Below are 16183 nucleotides of genomic sequence, written 5' to 3' on the forward strand. Positions count from 1 at the left end.
AGCCCCAGGCTTTTACATCTGCGACTGCAGGTAATTCTCGAGGCCAATGGCCTTGATCAGCCCCTGCTGCTTCTCCAGCCAGTAGGTGTGATCTTCTTCGGTATCAGCCAACTGGGCGCGCAGAATGTCGCGGCTGATGTAATCCTTGTGCAGCTCGCACAGCTCGATGCCTTTGCACAGCGCGCCGCGTACCTTGTACTCGAGCTTGAGGTCGGCCTCGATCATTTCCGGCACGGTGCTGCCCACTTCCAGGTCGTCCGCGCGCATGTCGGGGGTGCCTTCAAGCATGAGGATGCGACGCATCAGAGCATCGGCGTGCTGCGTCTCTTCTTCCATTTCGTGGTTGATGCGCTCGTAGAGCTTGGACAGGCCCCAGTCTTCGTACATACGCGAGTGAATGAAGTACTGGTCGCGCGCCGCCAGTTCGCCCTTCAGCAGCGTAACGAGGTAATTGATTACGTCCGGGTGACCTTGCATCGCCCTGCTTCTCCATGTGAAAACGTCTATGCCATATAGTGTGAACCAGCTTTTGCCTGGGGTCACTGAAAACCGCGCAATCAGAAGCAAAAAATCGGTTAAACAGTAGTGATATTCATTGAAAAACCGCCCAAATGAGGGCGGTTCTTCTTATCACTTCGACTTAGGCGAGATTGATGCCCAAGGCCTTGGCAACCCCTTCGCCATAGGCCGGATCGGCCTTGAAGAAGTATTGCAGCTGACGCTGGATCACATCTTCGCTGACGCCTGCCATGGTGCCGGCAATGTTGTTTATCAGCAGGGCTTTCTGCTCATCGTTCATCAGGCGGAACAGCGCACCGGCGTGGCTGTAGTAGTCGGTGTCTTCGCGGTGGTCGTAACGGTCTGCGGAACCATTCAGGGCCAGCGCAGGCTCGGCGTGGCGTGGCGACTGCTTCGGTGCATCGTTGTAGCTGTTGGGCTCATAGTTCGGCGCGCTGCCATAACTGCCAGCGGCCATGGAACCATCACGCTGGTAGCTGTTGACCGGGCAGCGTGGTGCATTCACCGGCAGCTGCTGGTGGTTGGTACCCACCCGGTAGCGGTGCGCGTCGGCGTAGGCGAATACCCGCCCTTGCAGCATGCGGTCCGGCGACAAGCCAACACCCGGCACCATGTTGCTCGGGCCAAACGCAGCCTGCTCGACCTCGGCAAAGTAGTTCAGCGGGTTACGGTTGAGCTCCAGCACGCCCACTTCAATCAGCGGGTAGTCCTTCTGCGACCAGGTCTTGGTAACGTCGAAGGGGTTTTCGTCGCGGCTGGCAGCCTCGGCTTCGCTCATCACCTGGATGCATACGGTCCAGCGTGGGTAATCGCCCCGCTCGATGGCTTCGAACAGGTCGCGCTGGGCGTAGTCCGGGTCGGTACCTGCCAGGCGCGCGGCATCTGCCGGTGCGAGGTTCTTGATGCCTTGCTGGGTCTTGAAGTGCCATTTGACCCAGGTGCGTTCACCCTTGGCATTGATCAGGCTGTAGGTATGGCTACCGAAGCCGTGCATGTGGCGGTAGCCGTCCGGAATGCCGCGATCGGAGAACAGAATGGTGACCTGATGCAGCGCCTCGGGAGAGTGCGACCAGAAGTCCCACATCATCTGAGCGTTCTTCAGGTTGGATTGCGGGTGACGCTTCTGGGTGTGGATAAAGTCCGGGAACTTCAGTGGGTCGCGGATGAAGAACACCGGCGTGTTGTTACCGACGATGTCCCAGTTGCCTTCCTCGGTGTAGAACTTGACGGCAAAACCACGGGGGTCGCGCTCGGTATCTGCAGAGCCACGCTCACCACCAACAGTGGAGAAGCGCAGGAAGGTTTCGGTCTGCTTGCCAACCTGTTCAAACAACTTGGCACTGGTGTAACCGGTGATATCGCGGGTGACGGTAAAGGTGCCGTAGGCGCCCGAGCCTTTTGCGTGTACGCGGCGCTCAGGAATGTTCTCGCGGTTGAAGTGGGCGAGCTTCTCGATCAGGTGGAAGTCGTCGAGCAGCAGCGGGCCGCGCGGTCCGGCGGAACGGGAATTCTGATTATCTGCTATAGGTGCACCACTGGCTGTGGTGAGAATCTTGCTCATGGGCTCTCCTTATCGGTCTTCAAGCGCCGGCTAATCGGCTCTGGAGAGAGTATTGACGAGCAAGGTTACAAGAACAAATGCATTACATGACTTGTATCAATAGAAATAAACAATAAACCTTGAAACAAAAAACCGGGCACTAGGCCCGGTTTTTTGTAGCAGACAGAACGTCTTACTCAGCAGCTTCTACAGCACCGCCGACCGGACGATCAACCAGCTCGACGTACGCCATAGGAGCGTTGTCGCCAGCGCGGAAACCGCACTTCAGGATGCGCAGGTAGCCGCCCTGACGGGTGGCGTAACGCTTGCCCAGGTCGTTGAACAGCTTGCCAACAGCGGACTTCGAACGGGTACGATCGAAGGCCAGACGGCGGTTAGCTACGCTGTCTTCCTTGGCCAGGGTGATCAGCGGCTCGGCAACGCGGCGCAGTTCCTTGGCTTTCGGCAGGGTGGTTTTGATCAGCTCGTGCTCGATCAGCGACACTGCCATGTTCTGGAACATAGCCTTGCGGTGAGAGCTGGTACGGCTCAGGTGACGTCCACTTTTACGATGACGCATGATTCATTCCTTACCAAACACTACGTTCGGTGATTACGACGATCAGGCGGTCGCCTTGTCGTCTTTCTTAAGACTTGCAGGCGGCCAGTTGTCGAGGCGCATGCCGAGAGACAGACCACGAGAGGCCAGGACGTCCTTGATTTCAGTCAGGGACTTCTTGCCCAGGTTAGGAGTCTTCAACAGCTCTACTTCGGTACGCTGAATCAGGTCGCCGATGTAGTAGATGTTCTCCGCCTTGAGGCAGTTGGCCGAACGTACAGTCAGTTCCAGGTCGTCAACCGGACGCAGCAGGATCGGATCGATCTCGTCTTCCTGCTCGACTACGACAGGCTCGCTGTCACCTTTGAGGTCGACGAACGCGGCCAACTGCTGTTGCAGGATGGTCGCAGCGCGGCGGATAGCCTCTTCAGGATCCAGGGTGCCGTTGGTTTCCAGATCAATGACCAGCTTGTCCAAGTTGGTACGCTGTTCAACACGGGCGTTCTCGACCACATAGGCGATACGACGCACCGGGCTGAACGAAGCGTCCAACTGCAGACGGCCAATGCTACGGCTTTCGTCTTCGTCGGTTTGACGGGAGTCGGCCGGCTCGTAACCACGACCACGAGCTACAGTGAGCTTCATGTTCAGGGCGCCGTTCGACGCCAGGTTCGCGATTACGTGATCGGGGTTGACGATCTCGACATCGTGATCCAGCTGAATATCGGCAGCGGTAACCACCCCCGAACCCTTTTTCGACAAGGTCAGCGTAACTTCGTCACGACCGTGCAGTTTGATAGCCAGGCCTTTCAGGTTCAACAGGATTTCAATTACGTCTTCCTGAACACCTTCGATCGCGGAGTACTCGTGGAGTACGCCGTCGATCTCGGCCTCGACTACTGCACAGCCAGGCATGGAGGACAACAGGATGCGGCGCAGCGCGTTGCCCAGGGTATGGCCGAAGCCACGCTCGAGAGGCTCGAGCGTGATCTTGGCGCGGGTCGGACTGACTACCTGCACATCAATGTGGCGGGGAGTCAGGAACTCATTTACCGAAATCTGCATGGATGCACCTATTTTCTAGCCCTTACTTGGAGTAGAGCTCGACAATCAGGTTCTCGTTGATGTCGGCAGACAGGTCGCTGCGAGCAGGAACGTTCTTGAAAACGCCCGACTTTTTAGCAGCATCCACGTCAACCCACTCAACGCGGCCACGCTGGGCGCACAGTTCAAGGGCTTGAACAATGCGCAGCTGGTTCAGCGACTTCTCGCGAACCGCGACCACGTCACCCGGACGAACTTGGTAGGATGGAATGTTTACAGTCTTACCGTTGACGCTGATCGCTTTGTGCGAAACCAGCTGACGGGACTCGGAACGAGTCGAGCCGAAGCCCATACGGTAGACGACGTTATCCAGACGGCACTCGAGCAGTTGCAGCAGGTTCTCACCGGTTGCGCCTTTTTTCGAGGCTGCAGCTTGGTAGTAACCGCGGAACTGACGCTCCAGAACACCGTAGATACGACGAACTTTTTGCTTCTCGCGCAGCTGGGTACCGTAGTCGGACTGACGGCCACGGCGCTGGCCGTGGATACCTGGGGCTGCTTCGATGTTGCACTTCGATTCCAGAGCGCGAACGCCGCTCTTCAGGAACAGGTCAGTGCCTTCACGACGAGACAGTTTGCATTTTGGACCAATGTAACGTGCCATTTATCTGTCTCCTGATTACACGCGACGCTTCTTCGGCGGACGGCACCCGTTGTGCGGGATTGGCGTCACGTCGGTGATGCTGGCGATCTTGTAGCCGCAGCTGTTCAGTGCACGAACGGCGGACTCACGACCTGGACCTGGACCCTTGACGTTTACGTCGAGGTTCTTCAGACCGTATTCCAGCGCAGCTTGACCAGCACGCTCAGCAGCGATCTGTGCTGCGAACGGGGTGGATTTGCGCGAACCACGGAAACCCGAACCACCGGAGGTCGCCCAGGACAAAGCATTGCCCTGACGGTCGGTGATGGTCACGATGGTGTTGTTGAAAGAGGCATGGATGTGGGCGATGCCATCAACCACTGTCTTTTTGACTTTCTTACGAGGACGAGCAGCAGGTTTTGCCATGTCTATATTCCTGGGCGATTACTTGCGGATCGGCTTACGCGGGCCCTTACGGGTGCGTGCGTTGGTCTTGGTGCGCTGACCGCGAACCGGCAGACCTTTACGATGACGCAGGCCGCGGTAGCAACCCAGGTCCATCAAGCGCTTGATCTTCATGTTGATGTCACGACGCAGGTCACCTTCGGTGGTGAACTTCGCGACTTCGCCACGCAGGGTTTCGATTTGCTCGTCGCTCAGATCCTTGATCTTAGCGGCTGGGTTTACACCAGCGTCTGCACAGATCTTCTGTGCAGTAGTGCGACCGACACCATAGATGTAGGTCAGCGAGATAACAGCATGCTTGTTATCTGGAATGTTGACGCCTGCAATACGGGCCATTCAGTGGGACTCCAATTGACAGCTACCTACGCCCCGGAAGCCAAGAAATAGGGCGCGAGATAATATCGCTGTAGAAACGAATAATCAACCCAGCAGCACACTAGCTGCTGGGTTTGAAGCGCAGATCACACTCAGCCTTGGCGCTGTTTGTGACGCGGTTCCGCGCTGCAGATCACTCGTACGACGCCTTCGCGACGGATGATCTTGCAGTTACGGCACAGCTTTTTCACCGATGCACGAACTTTCATTACCGACTCCTCGAACCTTAGGGGCGTATCAGCGCAGCAGACCGCTGCCACCGTAGCCTTTCAGGTTGGCTTTCTTCATCAGGGATTCGTACTGGTGCGAAACGAGGTGCGATTGTACTTGGGACATGAAGTCCATCACAACCACTACCACAATCAGCAACGAGGTCCCGCCAAGGTAGAACGGCACATTTGCTGCCACCACCAGGAACTGGGGCAGAAGGCAGACGGCCATCATGTAAAGAGCACCGAACATGGTCAAACGGGTCAGAACGCCATCAATGTAGCGTGCCGACTGCTCACCAGGACGGATACCCGGAATAAAGGCACCGGACTTCTTCAGGTTTTCCGCTACGTCTTTCGGGTTGAACATCAGCGCTGTGTAGAAGAAGCAGAAGAAAATGATCCCCGCACTAAACAGCAGAATGTTCAACGGCTGACCAGGAGCGATCGACTGCGAGATGTCCTGCAGCCAGCCCATACCCTCGGACTGACCGAACCAGGCACCCAGCGAAGCCGGGAACAGCAGAATGCTGCTCGCGAAAATGGCCGGGATTACCCCCGCCATGTTCACCTTCAGCGGCAAGTGGCTGGTCTGCGCAGCGAAGACCTTGCGGCCCTGCTGACGCTTGGCGTAGTGAACGGCGATACGACGCTGACCACGCTCAATGAACACCACGAAGCCGATAATCGCTACTGCCAGCAAACCGATAGCGACCAGGGCGAAAATGTTGATATCGCCTGTGCGCGCAGACTCGAAAGACTGCCCGATTGCTCTCGGAAGACCGGCAACGATACCCGCGAAGATCAACATCGAGATACCGTTGCCCACACCGCGCTCGGTGATCTGCTCGCCCAGCCACATCATGAACATCGCGCCCGCCACGAAGGTGGAGACAGCGACGACATGGAAGCCCAGGCCTACAGAAAACGCCACGCCCTGGTTGGCCAGGCCAATGGACATGCCAATGGCTTGAACCAGTGCCAGGATAACGGTGCCGTAGCGGGTGTACTGGCTGATCTTGCGACGGCCAGCTTCACCTTCCTTCTTCAACTGTTCCAGTTGCGGGCTGACCGCCGTCATCAGCTGCATGATGATCGATGCCGAGATGTACGGCATGATCCCCAGTGCAAAGATGCTCATGCGCTCGAGCGCGCCACCGGAAAACATGTTGAACAAGCTAAGAATGGTCCCCTCATTCTGCCGAAACAGATCCGCCAGACGGTCTGGATTGATGCCAGGAACCGGGATATGCGCACCTATCCGATAGACGATGATCGCCATGAACAGAAAGCGCAGACGAGCCCAGAGTTCCGACATCCCGCCCTTACCGAGCGAAGAGAGAGCACCTTGCTTAGCCATTTATTCCTCGAACTTGCCGCCAGCTGCTTCGATAGCCGCACGCGCACCCTTGGTGGCTGCGATACCCTTGATGGTGACTGCGCGAGTGACTTCGCCAGACAGCATGATTTTCACGCGCTGTACGTTCTGGCCGATCACGTTGGCATCCTTCAGGGATTGCACGGAGATCACGTCGCCTTCCACCTTGGCCAGCTCGGACAGACGCACTTCGGCGCGGTCCATGGCTTTCAGGGAAACGAAGCCGAACTTCGGCAGACGACGGTGCAGCGGCTGTTGACCGCCTTCGAAGCCAGGAGCGATCGAACCACCCGAACGGGAAGTCTGACCTTTGTGACCACGGCCGCCAGTCTTACCCAGACCGCTACCGATACCACGACCTGGACGATGCTTCTCGCGACGGGAACCCGGCGCTGGACTCAGATCATTGAGTTTCATCGATTAACCCTCGACCTTCAGCATGTAGTAAGCCTTGTTGATCATCCCGCGGTTTTCGGGAGTATCCTGGACTTCTACAGTGTGACCGATGCGACGCAGACCCAGGCCCTTAACGCACAGCTTGTGGTTAGGCAGACGGCCCGAGACGCTCTTGATCAGCGTTACTTTTACGGTTGCCATGATCAGAAGATCTCCTCGACGCTCTTGCCGCGCTTGGCAGCAATGGATTCAGGAGATTGCATGGCTTTCAGACCCTTGAAGGTGGCGTAAACCACGTTCACTGGGTTGGTCGAACCGTAGCACTTGGCCAGAACGTTCTGAACACCAGCAACTTCCAGGACAGCACGCATTGCGCCACCGGCGATGATACCGGTACCTTCCGAGGCAGGCTGCATGTAAACCTTCGAGGCGCCGTGGGCAGCCTTGGTGGCGTACTGCAGGGTGGTGCCCTTCAGGTCAACCTGGATCATGTTGCGGCGAGCAGCTTCCATGGCTTTCTGGATCGCGGCAGGTACTTCGCGCGATTTGCCACGGCCGAAGCCAACACGACCCTTACCATCACCTACCACGGTCAGCGCGGTGAAGGTGAAGATACGGCCGCCTTTTACGGTTTTGGCAACGCGGTTAACTTGAACCAGCTTCTCGATGTAGCCTTCGTCGCGCTTTTGATCGTTATTTGCCATAACTTAGAACTCCAGCCCGCCTTCACGAGCAGCATCAGCCAGCGCTTTGACGCGGCCGTGGTACTTGAAGCCGGAACGGTCAAAGGCAACTTGAGATACACCGGCGGCTTTCGCACGCTCAGCTACCAGCTTGCCAACCTTAGTGGCCGCGTCGATGTTGCCAGTGGCGCCATCACGCAGTTCTTTGTCCAAGGTCGAGGCGCTTGCCAGAACCTTGCTGCCGTCGGCCGAAATGACCTGGGCGTAGATGTGCTGCGAGGAGCGGAACACGCACAGGCGCACGACTTCGAGTTCGTGCATCTTGAGACGTGCTTTGCGAGCGCGACGCAGTCGAGTAACTTTTTTGTCGGTCATTTGCTAGGCCCTACTTCTTCTTGGCTTCTTTACGACGGACTACTTCGTCCGCGTAACGCACACCCTTGCCTTTGTAAGGCTCTGGCGGACGGAAGTCGCGGATTTCAGCGGCCACCTGACCTACCAGCTGCTTGTCGATACCCTTGATCAGGATGTCGGTCTGGCTTGGGGTTTCAGCGGTGATACCGGCTGGCAGTTCGTAGTCCACTGGGTGCGAGAAGCCCAGGGCCAGGTTCAGGACGGTGCCCTTGGCCTGTGCCTTGTAACCAACACCGACCAGCTGGAGCTTGCGCTCGAAGCCTTGGCTTACGCCCTGGACCATGTTGTTCACCAGGGCACGGGTGGTACCGGCCATGGCGCGAGCTTGCTGGTCACCGTTGCGAGCGACGAAACGCAGCTCGCCAGACTCTTCGGTAACTTCAACAGACGAGTGAACGTTCAGTTCGAGAGTGCCTTTGGCACCCTTCACCGAAAGCTGCTGGCCGGCGAATTTGACTTCGACGCCTGCTGGCAGCTTAACGGGGTTCTTAGCGACGCGAGACATGCCTATCTCCCCTTAGAACACTGTGCACAGAACTTCGCCGCCGACACCGGCAGCGCGTGCAGCGCGATCAGTCATCACACCTTTGTTGGTGGAGACGATAGACACGCCCAGACCGCCACGTACTTTCGGCAGCTCTGCGACGGACTTGTACTGGCGCAGACCTGGACGGCTGGAGCGCTTCAGTTCCTCGATGACCGGACGGCCTTCGAAGTACTTCAGTTCGATCGACAGGGAAGGCTTGGCCTCACCAGTTACCTGGTAGCCGGCGATGTAACCTTCGTCTTTCAGAACTTTGGCAACCGCGACCTTCAGGGTGGAGGAAGGCATGCTTACGACGGACTTTTCAGCCATCTGGGCATTACGGATGCGAGTTAGCATGTCCGCTAACGGGTCCTGCATACTCATGGGCTAGATGCTCCTGATACAAGAATTATTAGCCTTGCGGCTATCACAACCACCCGAGCGGACAGGGCAAAAAACCCAGGCTCAGGTGAGCCGGTCATTCTAGACACAAGGCAGAAACGAAACAAGCCCCATATAGGGGCTTGTTTGTTGGCGGCGTCACCGGCGGTCGGAAGATTGCTCCCCTTCCGCCGGGTTCCTGCCTGCAGCGATTACCAGGAGGCCTTGACCAGACCTGGTACGTCACCGCGCATTGCAGCTTGACGCAGCATGTTACGGCCCAGGCCGAACTTACGGTATACACCGTGAGGACGACCGGTCAGGCGGCAACGGTTGCGCAGACGCGAAGCGGAGGCATCACGTGGCTGCTTCTGCAGGGCGACAACGGCAGCGAAACGCTCTTCAGGAGAGGCGTTCAGGTTGACGATGGTCGCTTTCAGCTCGGCACGCTTTTTGGCGTACTTGGCTACCGTGAGCTGACGCTTCAGCTCGCGGTTTTTCATGCTCTTCTTGGCCATTTTCCTACTCCAATCAGTTGCGGAACGGGAACTTGAAAGCACGCAGCAGAGCGCGGCCTTCGTCGTCCGAACGAGCAGTGGTGGTCAGGGTGATGTCCAAACCGCGCAGAGCATCGATCTTGTCGTAGTCGATTTCCGGGAAGATGATCTGCTCTTTCACGCCCATGCTGTAGTTGCCACGGCCATCGAAGGACTTGGCATTCAGGCCGCGGAAGTCGCGAACCCGAGGCAGGGAGATCGCCAGCAGGCGGTCCAGGAATTCGTACATCTTGTCGCGACGCAGGGTCACCTTGACACCGATCGGCCAGCCTTCACGGACTTTGAAGCCCGCGATGGATTTACGAGCGAAAGTCACGACCGGCTTTTGACCGGTGATCTTTTCCAGGTCGGCAACAGCGTGCTCGATGACTTTCTTGTCGCCGATCGCTTCGCCCAGACCCATGTTCAGGGTGATCTTGGTAACGCGCGGAACTTCCATCACGTTCGACAGCTTAAGTTCTTCCTTAAGCTTGGGAGCGATTTCGTTCCGGTAAATCTCTTTCAGTCGTGCCATGGTCTTCTACCTAGCAGTGTTCAAGCATCAACCGCTTTTTGGGTCGACTTGAAGACACGAATTTTTTTACCGTCTTCTACTTTGAAACCAACGCGGTCAGCCTTGTTGGTTTCACCGTTGAAGATGGCAACGTTGGAAGCGTGCAGAGGCGCTTCTTTTTCGACGATACCGCCCTGTACGCCCGCCATCGGGTTAGGCTTGGTATGACGCTTGACCAGGTTCACGCCACCAACAACCAGACGGTTGTCAGCCAGAACCTTCAGCACCTTACCGCGCTTACCTTTGTCTTTGCCGGCGATCACGATGATCTCGTCGTCACGACGAATCTTTTGCATGTCGGATCTCCTTACAGCACTTCAGGGGCGAGCGAGACGATCTTCATGAACTTCTCGGTACGAAGTTCACGGGTCACTGGCCCGAAGATGCGAGTGCCGATCGGCTCTTGCTTGTTGTTCAGCAGAACAGCAGCGTTGCCGTCGAAACGAATGATGGAACCGTCAGCGCGACGAACACCGTGACGGGTGCGCACGACAACAGCAGTCATCACTTGGCCTTTCTTGACCTTACCGCGCGGAATCGCTTCCTTGACGGTTACCTTGATGATGTCACCGATGCCGGCGTAACGGCGGTGCGAACCGCCGAGCACCTTGATGCACATGACGCGACGAGCGCCGCTGTTATCGGCCACATCGAGCATGGATTGAGTCTGAATCATAAAATTTCTCCGACCCTTCGCCCTTAGACTTCAACAGCGCGTTCGAGGACTTCAACCAGTGCCCAGGACTTGGTCTTGGCCAGCGGACGGGTTTCACGGATGGAAACCTTGTCGCCGATCTTGCACTGGTTGGCTTCGTCGTGCGCGTGCAGCTTAGTCGAACGCTTAACGTATTTACCGTAGATCGGGTGCTTGACGCGACGCTCGATCAGAACGGTGATGGTCTTGTCCATTTTGTCGCTGACGACACGGCCAGTCAGCGTACGGACGGTTTTTTCAGCTTCAGCCATGATCACTTACCTGCCTGCTGGTTGAGCACAGTTTTCACGCGAGCGATGTCACGCTTAACTTGCGAGAGCAGGTGCGACTGCCCCAACTGGCCAGTTGCTTTCTGCATACGCAGATTGAACTGGTCGCGCAGCAAGCCGAGCAGTTGCTCATTCAGTTGCTGTGCCGATTTTTCACGAAGTTCATTCGCTTTCATCACATCACCGTCCGCTTAACAAAGGAGGTGGCGAGAGGCAGCTTTGCAGCAGCCAGGGCGAAAGCTTCGCGCGCCAGCTCTTCAGAAACACCCTCGATTTCATACAGGACTTTGCCTGGCTGAATCTGGGCAACCCAGTATTCCACGGAACCCTTACCTTTACCCATACGAACCTCGAGAGGCTTCTTGGAGATCGGCTTGTCCGGGAACACACGGATCCAGATCTTGCCGCCACGTTTTACGTGACGGGTCAGCGCACGACGTGCGGACTCGATCTGGCGAGCGGTGAGGCGACCGCGAGCAACAGCTTTCAGGGCGAATTCGCCGAAGCTGACTTTGCTACCGCGCAGTGCCAGACCACGGTTGTGGCCGGTCATCTGCTTGCGGAATTTTGTACGCTTTGGTTGCAACATTTGGCGTACCCCTTACTTAGCAGCTTTTTTACGAGGCGCTGGTGCTTGTGGTTTCAGTTCTTCTTGGCGACCACCAATAACTTCGCCTTTGAAGATCCAAACCTTCACACCGATCACACCGTAAGTGGTGTGAGCTTCGTAGGTGTTGTAGTCGATATCGGCACGCAGGGTGTGCAGAGGCACACGACCTTCGCGATACCACTCGGTACGAGCAATCTCAGCACCGCCGAGACGACCGCTCACCTGGATCTTGATGCCCTTGGCACCAATACGCATGGCGTTCTGTACGGCGCGCTTCATGGCGCGACGGAACATTACGCGGCGTTCCAGCTGCTGAGCTACGCTCTGCGCAACCAGCATAGCGTCGAGTTCCGGCTTGCGGATCTCTTCGATGTTGATGTGCACAGGCACACCCATCTGCTTGGTCAGGTCCTGACGCAGCTTCTCGACATCTTCACCTTTCTTACCGATAACGATACCGGGACGAGCGGTGTGGATGGTGATGCGTGCAGTTTGAGCCGGACGATGAATATCGATACGGCTTACGGACGCGCTTTTTAGTTTGTCTTGGAGGTACTCACGCGTTTTCAGATCCTTCAACAGGTAATCTGCGTAAGTAGCACCGTCTGCGTACCAGACGGAGGTGTGCTCCTTGACGATTCCCAGGCGAATGCCAGTGGGATGTACTTTCTGACCCATCTGATCGACTCCGTTACTTGTCCGCAACCTTGACAGTGATATGGCAAGACCGCTTGACGATGCGATCAGCACGGCCTTTGGCACGTGGCATGATGCGCTTCAGCGAACGCCCTTCGTTGACGAAGACGGTGGAGACCTTCAGGTCATCAACGTCTGCGCCTTCGTTGTGTTCGGCGTTGGCAACGGCCGACTCGAGGACTTTCTTCATGATTTCAGCGGCTTTTTTGCTGCTGAAGGCCAACAGGTTGAGCGCTTCGCCCACCTTCTTCCCGCGGATCTGGTCGGCGACCAAGCGGGCTTTCTGGGCGGAGATGCGAGCGCCCGACAACTTAGCGGCTACTTCCATTTCCTTACCCCTTAACGCTTGGCTTTCTTGTCAGCCACGTGCCCGCGGTAGGTGCGGGTACCGGCGAACTCGCCCAGTTTGTGGCCGACCATGTCTTCGTTCACCAGAACTGGAACATGTTGACGACCGTTGTGTACCGCGATGGTCAGACCGACCATTTGTGGCAGGATCATCGAACGGCGCGACCAGGTTTTAACTGGCTTGCGATCGTTCTTCTCCACCGCCACTTCGACCTTCTTCAACAGGTGAAGATCGATAAAAGGACCTTTTTTCAGAGAACGTGGCACTGTCGTATCCCTCTAGTTACTTGCGACGACGGACGATCATGTTGTCGGTACGCTTATTACCACGGGTCTTCGCACCCTTGGTTGGGAAGCCCCATGGCGATACCGGATGACGACCACCGGAGGTACGACCTTCACCACCACCATGTGGGTGGTCAACCGGGTTCATGGCAACACCACGAACGGTTGGGCGAACGCCGCGCCAGCGTTTGGCACCAGCTTTACCCAGCGAACGCAGGCTGTGCTCGGAGTTCGAGACTTCGCCCAGGGTCGCACGGCACTCAGCCAGGACTTTACGCATTTCACCAGAGCGCAGACGCAGGGTCACGTAGACACCTTCGCGAGCGATCAGCTGAGCCGAGGCACCAGCGGAACGAGCGATCTGAGCACCTTTACCCGGCTTCAGTTCGATGCCGTGAATGGTGCTACCTACTGGAATGTTGCGCAGCTGCAGGGAGTTACCGGCCTTGATTGGGGCCAGGGCACCTGCGATCAGCTGGTCGCCAGCGCTCACGCCTTTAGGGGCGATGATGTAGCGACGCTCACCGTCTGCGTAGCACAGCAGGGCGATGTGAGCAGTACGGTTCGGGTCGTATTCGATACGCTCGACAGTGGCTGGGATGCCATCTTTGTCGTTGCGACGGAAGTCGACCAGACGGTAATGCTGCTTGTGACCACCACCAACGTGACGAGTGGTAATGCGGCCATTGTTGTTACGACCACCAGACTTCGATTTTTTCTCGATCAGCGGTGCGTGAGGAGCGCCTTTGTGCAGCTCCTGGTTGACCACCTTGACCACGAAACGGCGGCCAGGGGAAGTCGGTTTGCATTTAACGATTGCCATGATGCACCCCTTCCTTACTCAGCACTGCTGCTGAAATCGAGATCTTGGCCTGGCTGAAGGGAGACGATCGCCTTCTTCCAGTCATTACGCTTGCCCAGACCACGTGCGGTACGCTTGGTTTTACCCAGAACGTTAACAGTCGACACGTTTTCAACTTTTACGTTGAACAGGCCTTCGACAGCTTTCTTGATTTCCAGCTTGGTTGCATCGGTAGCAACCTTGAATACGAACTGGCCTTTTTTCTCAGCCAGAACGGTAGCCTTCTCGGAAACGTGCGGGCCAAGGAGGACTTTGAATACGCGTTCCTGGTTCATCCCAGCAGCTCCTCGAATTTCTTCACGGCCGAGACAGTGATCAACACTTTCTCGTATGCGATCAGACTGACCGGGTCGGAACCTTGTACGTCACGTACATCGACGTGCGGCAGGTTGCGAGCAGCCAGGTACAGGTTCTGATCAACAGCGTCGGAAACGATCAGTACGTCGTTCAGACCCATGCCGTTCAGCTTGTTCAGCAGATCTTTGGTTTTCGGCGCTTCAACAGCGAAGTCCTGAACCACGACCAGACGGTCGCTACGCACCAGCTCAGCGAGGATGGAGCGCAGGGCTGCGCGGTACATCTTCTTGTTGAGCTTCTGCGAGTGATCTTGAGGGCGAGCTGCGAAGGTTACACCACCGCCACGCCAGATCGGACCACGAGTGGTACCAGCACGAGCACGGCCAGTACCCTTCTGACGCCATGGGCGCTTACCGCCACCAGCCACGTCGGAACGGGTCTTCTGCTGCTTGGTGCCCTGACGGCCGCCGGCCATGTAGGCCACGACTGCTTGGTGTACCAGCGTCTCGTTGAATTCGCCACCGAAAGTCAGTTCGGAAACTTCGATCGCCTGAGCGTCATTTACATTGAGTTGCATGTCAGTTTCCCCTTAACCGCGAGCCTTGACAGCTGGACGTACAACCACGTCGCCGCCAGTAGCGCCTGGAACGGCACCCTTGACCAGCAGCAGGTTGCGCTCAGCGTCTACGCGAACTACTTCCAGGGACTGAACAGTCACGCGCTCGGCGCCCATGTGACCGGACATTTTCTTGCCCTTGAACACACGACCAGGAGTCTGGCACTGGCCGATGGAACCTGGGACACGGTGCGACACGGAGTTACCGTGGGTGTTGTCCTGGCCACGGAAGTTCCAGCGCTTGATGGTACCGGCGAAGCCTTTACCTTTGGACTGACCAGTAACGTCTACCAGCTGGCCTGCAGTGAAGAGTTCAGCTTTGATCAGATCGCCAGCCTGGAAATCGCCTTCTTCAAGACGGAACTCCCAGACACCGCGACCAGCGGCAACGTTGGCCTTGGCGAAGTGACCTGCCTGAGCGGCAGTCACACGCGAAGCACGACGCTCGCCGACAGTGACTTGCACTGCACGGTAGCCATCGGTTTCTTCAGTTTTGAACTGGGTGACGCGATTCGGCTCGATCTCGATGACCGTGACCGGAATGGAGACACCTTCTTCGGTGAAAATGCGGGTCATACCGCATTTGCGACCGATTACACCAATAGTCATGTTGTAAACCTCATGAGTGTACGGGGCTTTCACCCGCTATGGCCGCCCATTTCAGAGCGTTACACGACCAGACCGAAGTCTTAGCCGAGGCTGATCTGTACTTCCACACCTGCCGCCAGATCAAGCTTCATCAGCGCATCAACGGTTTTATCCGTTGGCTGGACGATGTCCAGAACACGCTTATGAGTGCGGATCTCGTACTGGTCACGCGCGTCTTTGTTGACGTGCGGGGAAACCAGAACGGTGAAACGCTCTTTGCGGGTAGGCAGTGGAATTGGACCACGCACTTGTGCACCAGTACGTTTCGCGGTTTCCACGATTTCCTGGGTGGATTGGTCGATCAGGCGATGGTCGAAAGCCTTCAACCTGATACGGATTTGCTGATTTTGCATTGGATTTCAGACTCCAGGCTGTTCCCAACGGACGCACTACGCCCGCTAAAAGGAGGCGTGATTCTATAGACGCCCCCATTTAGTGTCAACCCAATAAAAAAAACCCCCGCTGAGCGGGGGTTTTTTCAATCGGTCGAGTGATTACTCGATGATTTTTGCTACGACGCCGGCGCCGACGGTACGACCGCCTTCACGGATAGCGAAGCGCAGACCGTCTTCCATTGCGATGGTCTTGATCAGGG

Annotated in this window: 31 protein-coding genes; all 31 read right to left on the reverse strand. The window is 56.8% G+C overall.

What is annotated here, in order from left to right; all coding sequences use genetic code 11:
- Window positions 1-12: 12 nt before the first annotated feature.
- Window positions 13-477 (reverse strand): bacterioferritin, encoded by a 465-nt coding sequence (gene bfr, locus IRZ77_RS15695; RefSeq protein ID WP_003257116.1) that lies wholly within the window; start codon window positions 475-477, stop codon window positions 13-15.
- A gap of 163 nt (window positions 478-640) precedes the next feature.
- Window positions 641-2080 carry a catalase gene (locus IRZ77_RS15700; RefSeq protein WP_196173905.1) on the reverse strand — a complete coding sequence of 480 codons (1440 nt, stop codon included), beginning with the start codon at window positions 2078-2080 and terminating at the stop codon, window positions 641-643.
- Between the two features lie 172 nt (window positions 2081-2252).
- On the reverse strand, window positions 2253-2639 hold the full coding sequence (gene rplQ / locus IRZ77_RS15705; protein ID WP_003255451.1) for a 50S ribosomal protein L17: 387 nt from the start codon (window positions 2637-2639) through the stop codon (window positions 2253-2255).
- 42 nt (window positions 2640-2681) lie between these two features.
- Window positions 2682-3683, reverse strand: a complete 1002-nt coding sequence (locus IRZ77_RS15710) for a DNA-directed RNA polymerase subunit alpha (protein ID WP_003255452.1) — start codon at window positions 3681-3683, stop codon at window positions 2682-2684.
- Window positions 3684-3705: 22 nt separating this feature from the next.
- The gene (rpsD, locus tag IRZ77_RS15715) at window positions 3706-4326 is read right to left on the reverse strand and encodes a 30S ribosomal protein S4 (protein ID WP_003257114.1); all 621 of its coding nucleotides are present in this window, start codon (window positions 4324-4326) and stop codon (window positions 3706-3708) included.
- Between the two features lie 15 nt (window positions 4327-4341).
- A complete protein-coding gene (gene rpsK / locus IRZ77_RS15720; RefSeq protein WP_003255454.1) occupies window positions 4342-4731 on the reverse strand; it encodes a 30S ribosomal protein S11 in 390 nt (129 codons plus the stop codon).
- An 18-nt stretch (window positions 4732-4749) separates the two neighbouring features.
- Window positions 4750-5106: a 30S ribosomal protein S13 gene (rpsM, locus tag IRZ77_RS15725; protein WP_003257112.1), complete on the reverse strand. Its 357-nt coding sequence runs from the start codon at window positions 5104-5106 to the stop codon at window positions 4750-4752.
- Window positions 5107-5237: 131 nt separating this feature from the next.
- The gene (rpmJ, locus tag IRZ77_RS15730) at window positions 5238-5354 is read right to left on the reverse strand and encodes a 50S ribosomal protein L36 (RefSeq protein WP_002555468.1); all 117 of its coding nucleotides are present in this window, start codon (window positions 5352-5354) and stop codon (window positions 5238-5240) included.
- Between the two features lie 28 nt (window positions 5355-5382).
- Window positions 5383-6714 carry a preprotein translocase subunit SecY gene (gene secY / locus IRZ77_RS15735; protein WP_003257108.1) on the reverse strand — a complete coding sequence of 444 codons (1332 nt, stop codon included), beginning with the start codon at window positions 6712-6714 and terminating at the stop codon, window positions 5383-5385.
- Entirely contained in the window at window positions 6715-7149 is a 435-nt protein-coding gene (gene rplO, locus IRZ77_RS15740) for a 50S ribosomal protein L15 (RefSeq protein ID WP_003257107.1), read from the reverse strand.
- A 3-nt stretch (window positions 7150-7152) separates the two neighbouring features.
- Window positions 7153-7329: a 50S ribosomal protein L30 gene (rpmD, locus tag IRZ77_RS15745; RefSeq protein WP_003255463.1), complete on the reverse strand. Its 177-nt coding sequence runs from the start codon at window positions 7327-7329 to the stop codon at window positions 7153-7155.
- Between the two features lie 2 nt (window positions 7330-7331).
- Window positions 7332-7832, reverse strand: coding sequence for a 30S ribosomal protein S5 (gene rpsE / locus IRZ77_RS15750; RefSeq protein WP_003255465.1), 501 nt, complete (start codon window positions 7830-7832; stop codon window positions 7332-7334).
- 3 nt (window positions 7833-7835) lie between these two features.
- On the reverse strand, window positions 7836-8186 hold the full coding sequence (gene rplR, locus IRZ77_RS15755; RefSeq protein ID WP_009397496.1) for a 50S ribosomal protein L18: 351 nt from the start codon (window positions 8184-8186) through the stop codon (window positions 7836-7838).
- A 10-nt stretch (window positions 8187-8196) separates the two neighbouring features.
- Window positions 8197-8730: a 50S ribosomal protein L6 gene (gene rplF, locus IRZ77_RS15760; RefSeq protein WP_009681972.1), complete on the reverse strand. Its 534-nt coding sequence runs from the start codon at window positions 8728-8730 to the stop codon at window positions 8197-8199.
- A gap of 12 nt (window positions 8731-8742) precedes the next feature.
- Window positions 8743-9135 carry a 30S ribosomal protein S8 gene (gene rpsH, locus IRZ77_RS15765; RefSeq protein ID WP_009681971.1) on the reverse strand — a complete coding sequence of 131 codons (393 nt, stop codon included), beginning with the start codon at window positions 9133-9135 and terminating at the stop codon, window positions 8743-8745.
- Window positions 9136-9344: 209 nt separating this feature from the next.
- Window positions 9345-9650 carry a 30S ribosomal protein S14 gene (gene rpsN, locus IRZ77_RS15770; RefSeq protein ID WP_013970638.1) on the reverse strand — a complete coding sequence of 102 codons (306 nt, stop codon included), beginning with the start codon at window positions 9648-9650 and terminating at the stop codon, window positions 9345-9347.
- Between the two features lie 13 nt (window positions 9651-9663).
- Window positions 9664-10203, reverse strand: a complete 540-nt coding sequence (gene rplE / locus IRZ77_RS15775) for a 50S ribosomal protein L5 (protein WP_003257095.1) — start codon at window positions 10201-10203, stop codon at window positions 9664-9666.
- 20 nt (window positions 10204-10223) lie between these two features.
- Window positions 10224-10538: a 50S ribosomal protein L24 gene (rplX, locus tag IRZ77_RS15780; protein WP_013970637.1), complete on the reverse strand. Its 315-nt coding sequence runs from the start codon at window positions 10536-10538 to the stop codon at window positions 10224-10226.
- An 11-nt stretch (window positions 10539-10549) separates the two neighbouring features.
- Complete coding sequence (gene rplN / locus IRZ77_RS15785) at window positions 10550-10918, reverse strand: 50S ribosomal protein L14 (protein ID WP_002555479.1); 369 nt, start codon at window positions 10916-10918, stop codon at window positions 10550-10552.
- A gap of 23 nt (window positions 10919-10941) precedes the next feature.
- Window positions 10942-11208 (reverse strand): 30S ribosomal protein S17, encoded by a 267-nt coding sequence (rpsQ, locus tag IRZ77_RS15790; protein WP_003255478.1) that lies wholly within the window; start codon window positions 11206-11208, stop codon window positions 10942-10944.
- Between the two features lie 2 nt (window positions 11209-11210).
- The gene (rpmC, locus tag IRZ77_RS15795; protein WP_002555481.1) at window positions 11211-11402 is read right to left on the reverse strand and encodes a 50S ribosomal protein L29; all 192 of its coding nucleotides are present in this window, start codon (window positions 11400-11402) and stop codon (window positions 11211-11213) included.
- Window positions 11402-11815 (reverse strand): 50S ribosomal protein L16, encoded by a 414-nt coding sequence (gene rplP / locus IRZ77_RS15800; RefSeq protein WP_003255479.1) that lies wholly within the window; start codon window positions 11813-11815, stop codon window positions 11402-11404. The genes rpmC and rplP overlap by 1 nt, the downstream gene beginning before the upstream one ends.
- 12 nt (window positions 11816-11827) lie before the next feature.
- Window positions 11828-12514, reverse strand: coding sequence for a 30S ribosomal protein S3 (rpsC, locus tag IRZ77_RS15805; protein WP_003255481.1), 687 nt, complete (start codon window positions 12512-12514; stop codon window positions 11828-11830).
- Window positions 12515-12527: 13 nt separating this feature from the next.
- Window positions 12528-12860, reverse strand: a complete 333-nt coding sequence (gene rplV / locus IRZ77_RS15810; protein ID WP_003103908.1) for a 50S ribosomal protein L22 — start codon at window positions 12858-12860, stop codon at window positions 12528-12530.
- An 11-nt stretch (window positions 12861-12871) separates the two neighbouring features.
- Window positions 12872-13147 (reverse strand): 30S ribosomal protein S19, encoded by a 276-nt coding sequence (gene rpsS, locus IRZ77_RS15815; RefSeq protein WP_003255482.1) that lies wholly within the window; start codon window positions 13145-13147, stop codon window positions 12872-12874.
- A gap of 16 nt (window positions 13148-13163) precedes the next feature.
- Window positions 13164-13988, reverse strand: a complete 825-nt coding sequence (rplB, locus tag IRZ77_RS15820) for a 50S ribosomal protein L2 (protein ID WP_015268750.1) — start codon at window positions 13986-13988, stop codon at window positions 13164-13166.
- 14 nt (window positions 13989-14002) lie between these two features.
- Entirely contained in the window at window positions 14003-14302 is a 300-nt protein-coding gene (rplW, locus tag IRZ77_RS15825) for a 50S ribosomal protein L23 (protein WP_003255484.1), read from the reverse strand.
- A complete protein-coding gene (rplD, locus tag IRZ77_RS15830; RefSeq protein WP_008089819.1) occupies window positions 14299-14901 on the reverse strand; it encodes a 50S ribosomal protein L4 in 603 nt (200 codons plus the stop codon). The genes rplW and rplD overlap by 4 nt, the downstream gene beginning before the upstream one ends.
- 12 nt (window positions 14902-14913) lie before the next feature.
- Complete coding sequence (gene rplC, locus IRZ77_RS15835; protein ID WP_003257089.1) at window positions 14914-15549, reverse strand: 50S ribosomal protein L3; 636 nt, start codon at window positions 15547-15549, stop codon at window positions 14914-14916.
- Between the two features lie 80 nt (window positions 15550-15629).
- Window positions 15630-15941, reverse strand: coding sequence for a 30S ribosomal protein S10 (gene rpsJ, locus IRZ77_RS15840; RefSeq protein ID WP_003186070.1), 312 nt, complete (start codon window positions 15939-15941; stop codon window positions 15630-15632).
- Window positions 15942-16082: 141 nt separating this feature from the next.
- On the reverse strand, window positions 16083-16183 hold a 101-nt coding region (locus IRZ77_RS15845; protein WP_456239168.1), incomplete at its 5' end, for an EF-Tu C-terminal domain-related protein.

This window comes from Pseudomonas pudica, from assembly GCF_015680405.1.
Classification (GTDB): Bacteria; Pseudomonadota; Gammaproteobacteria; order Pseudomonadales; family Pseudomonadaceae; genus Aquipseudomonas; species Aquipseudomonas pudica.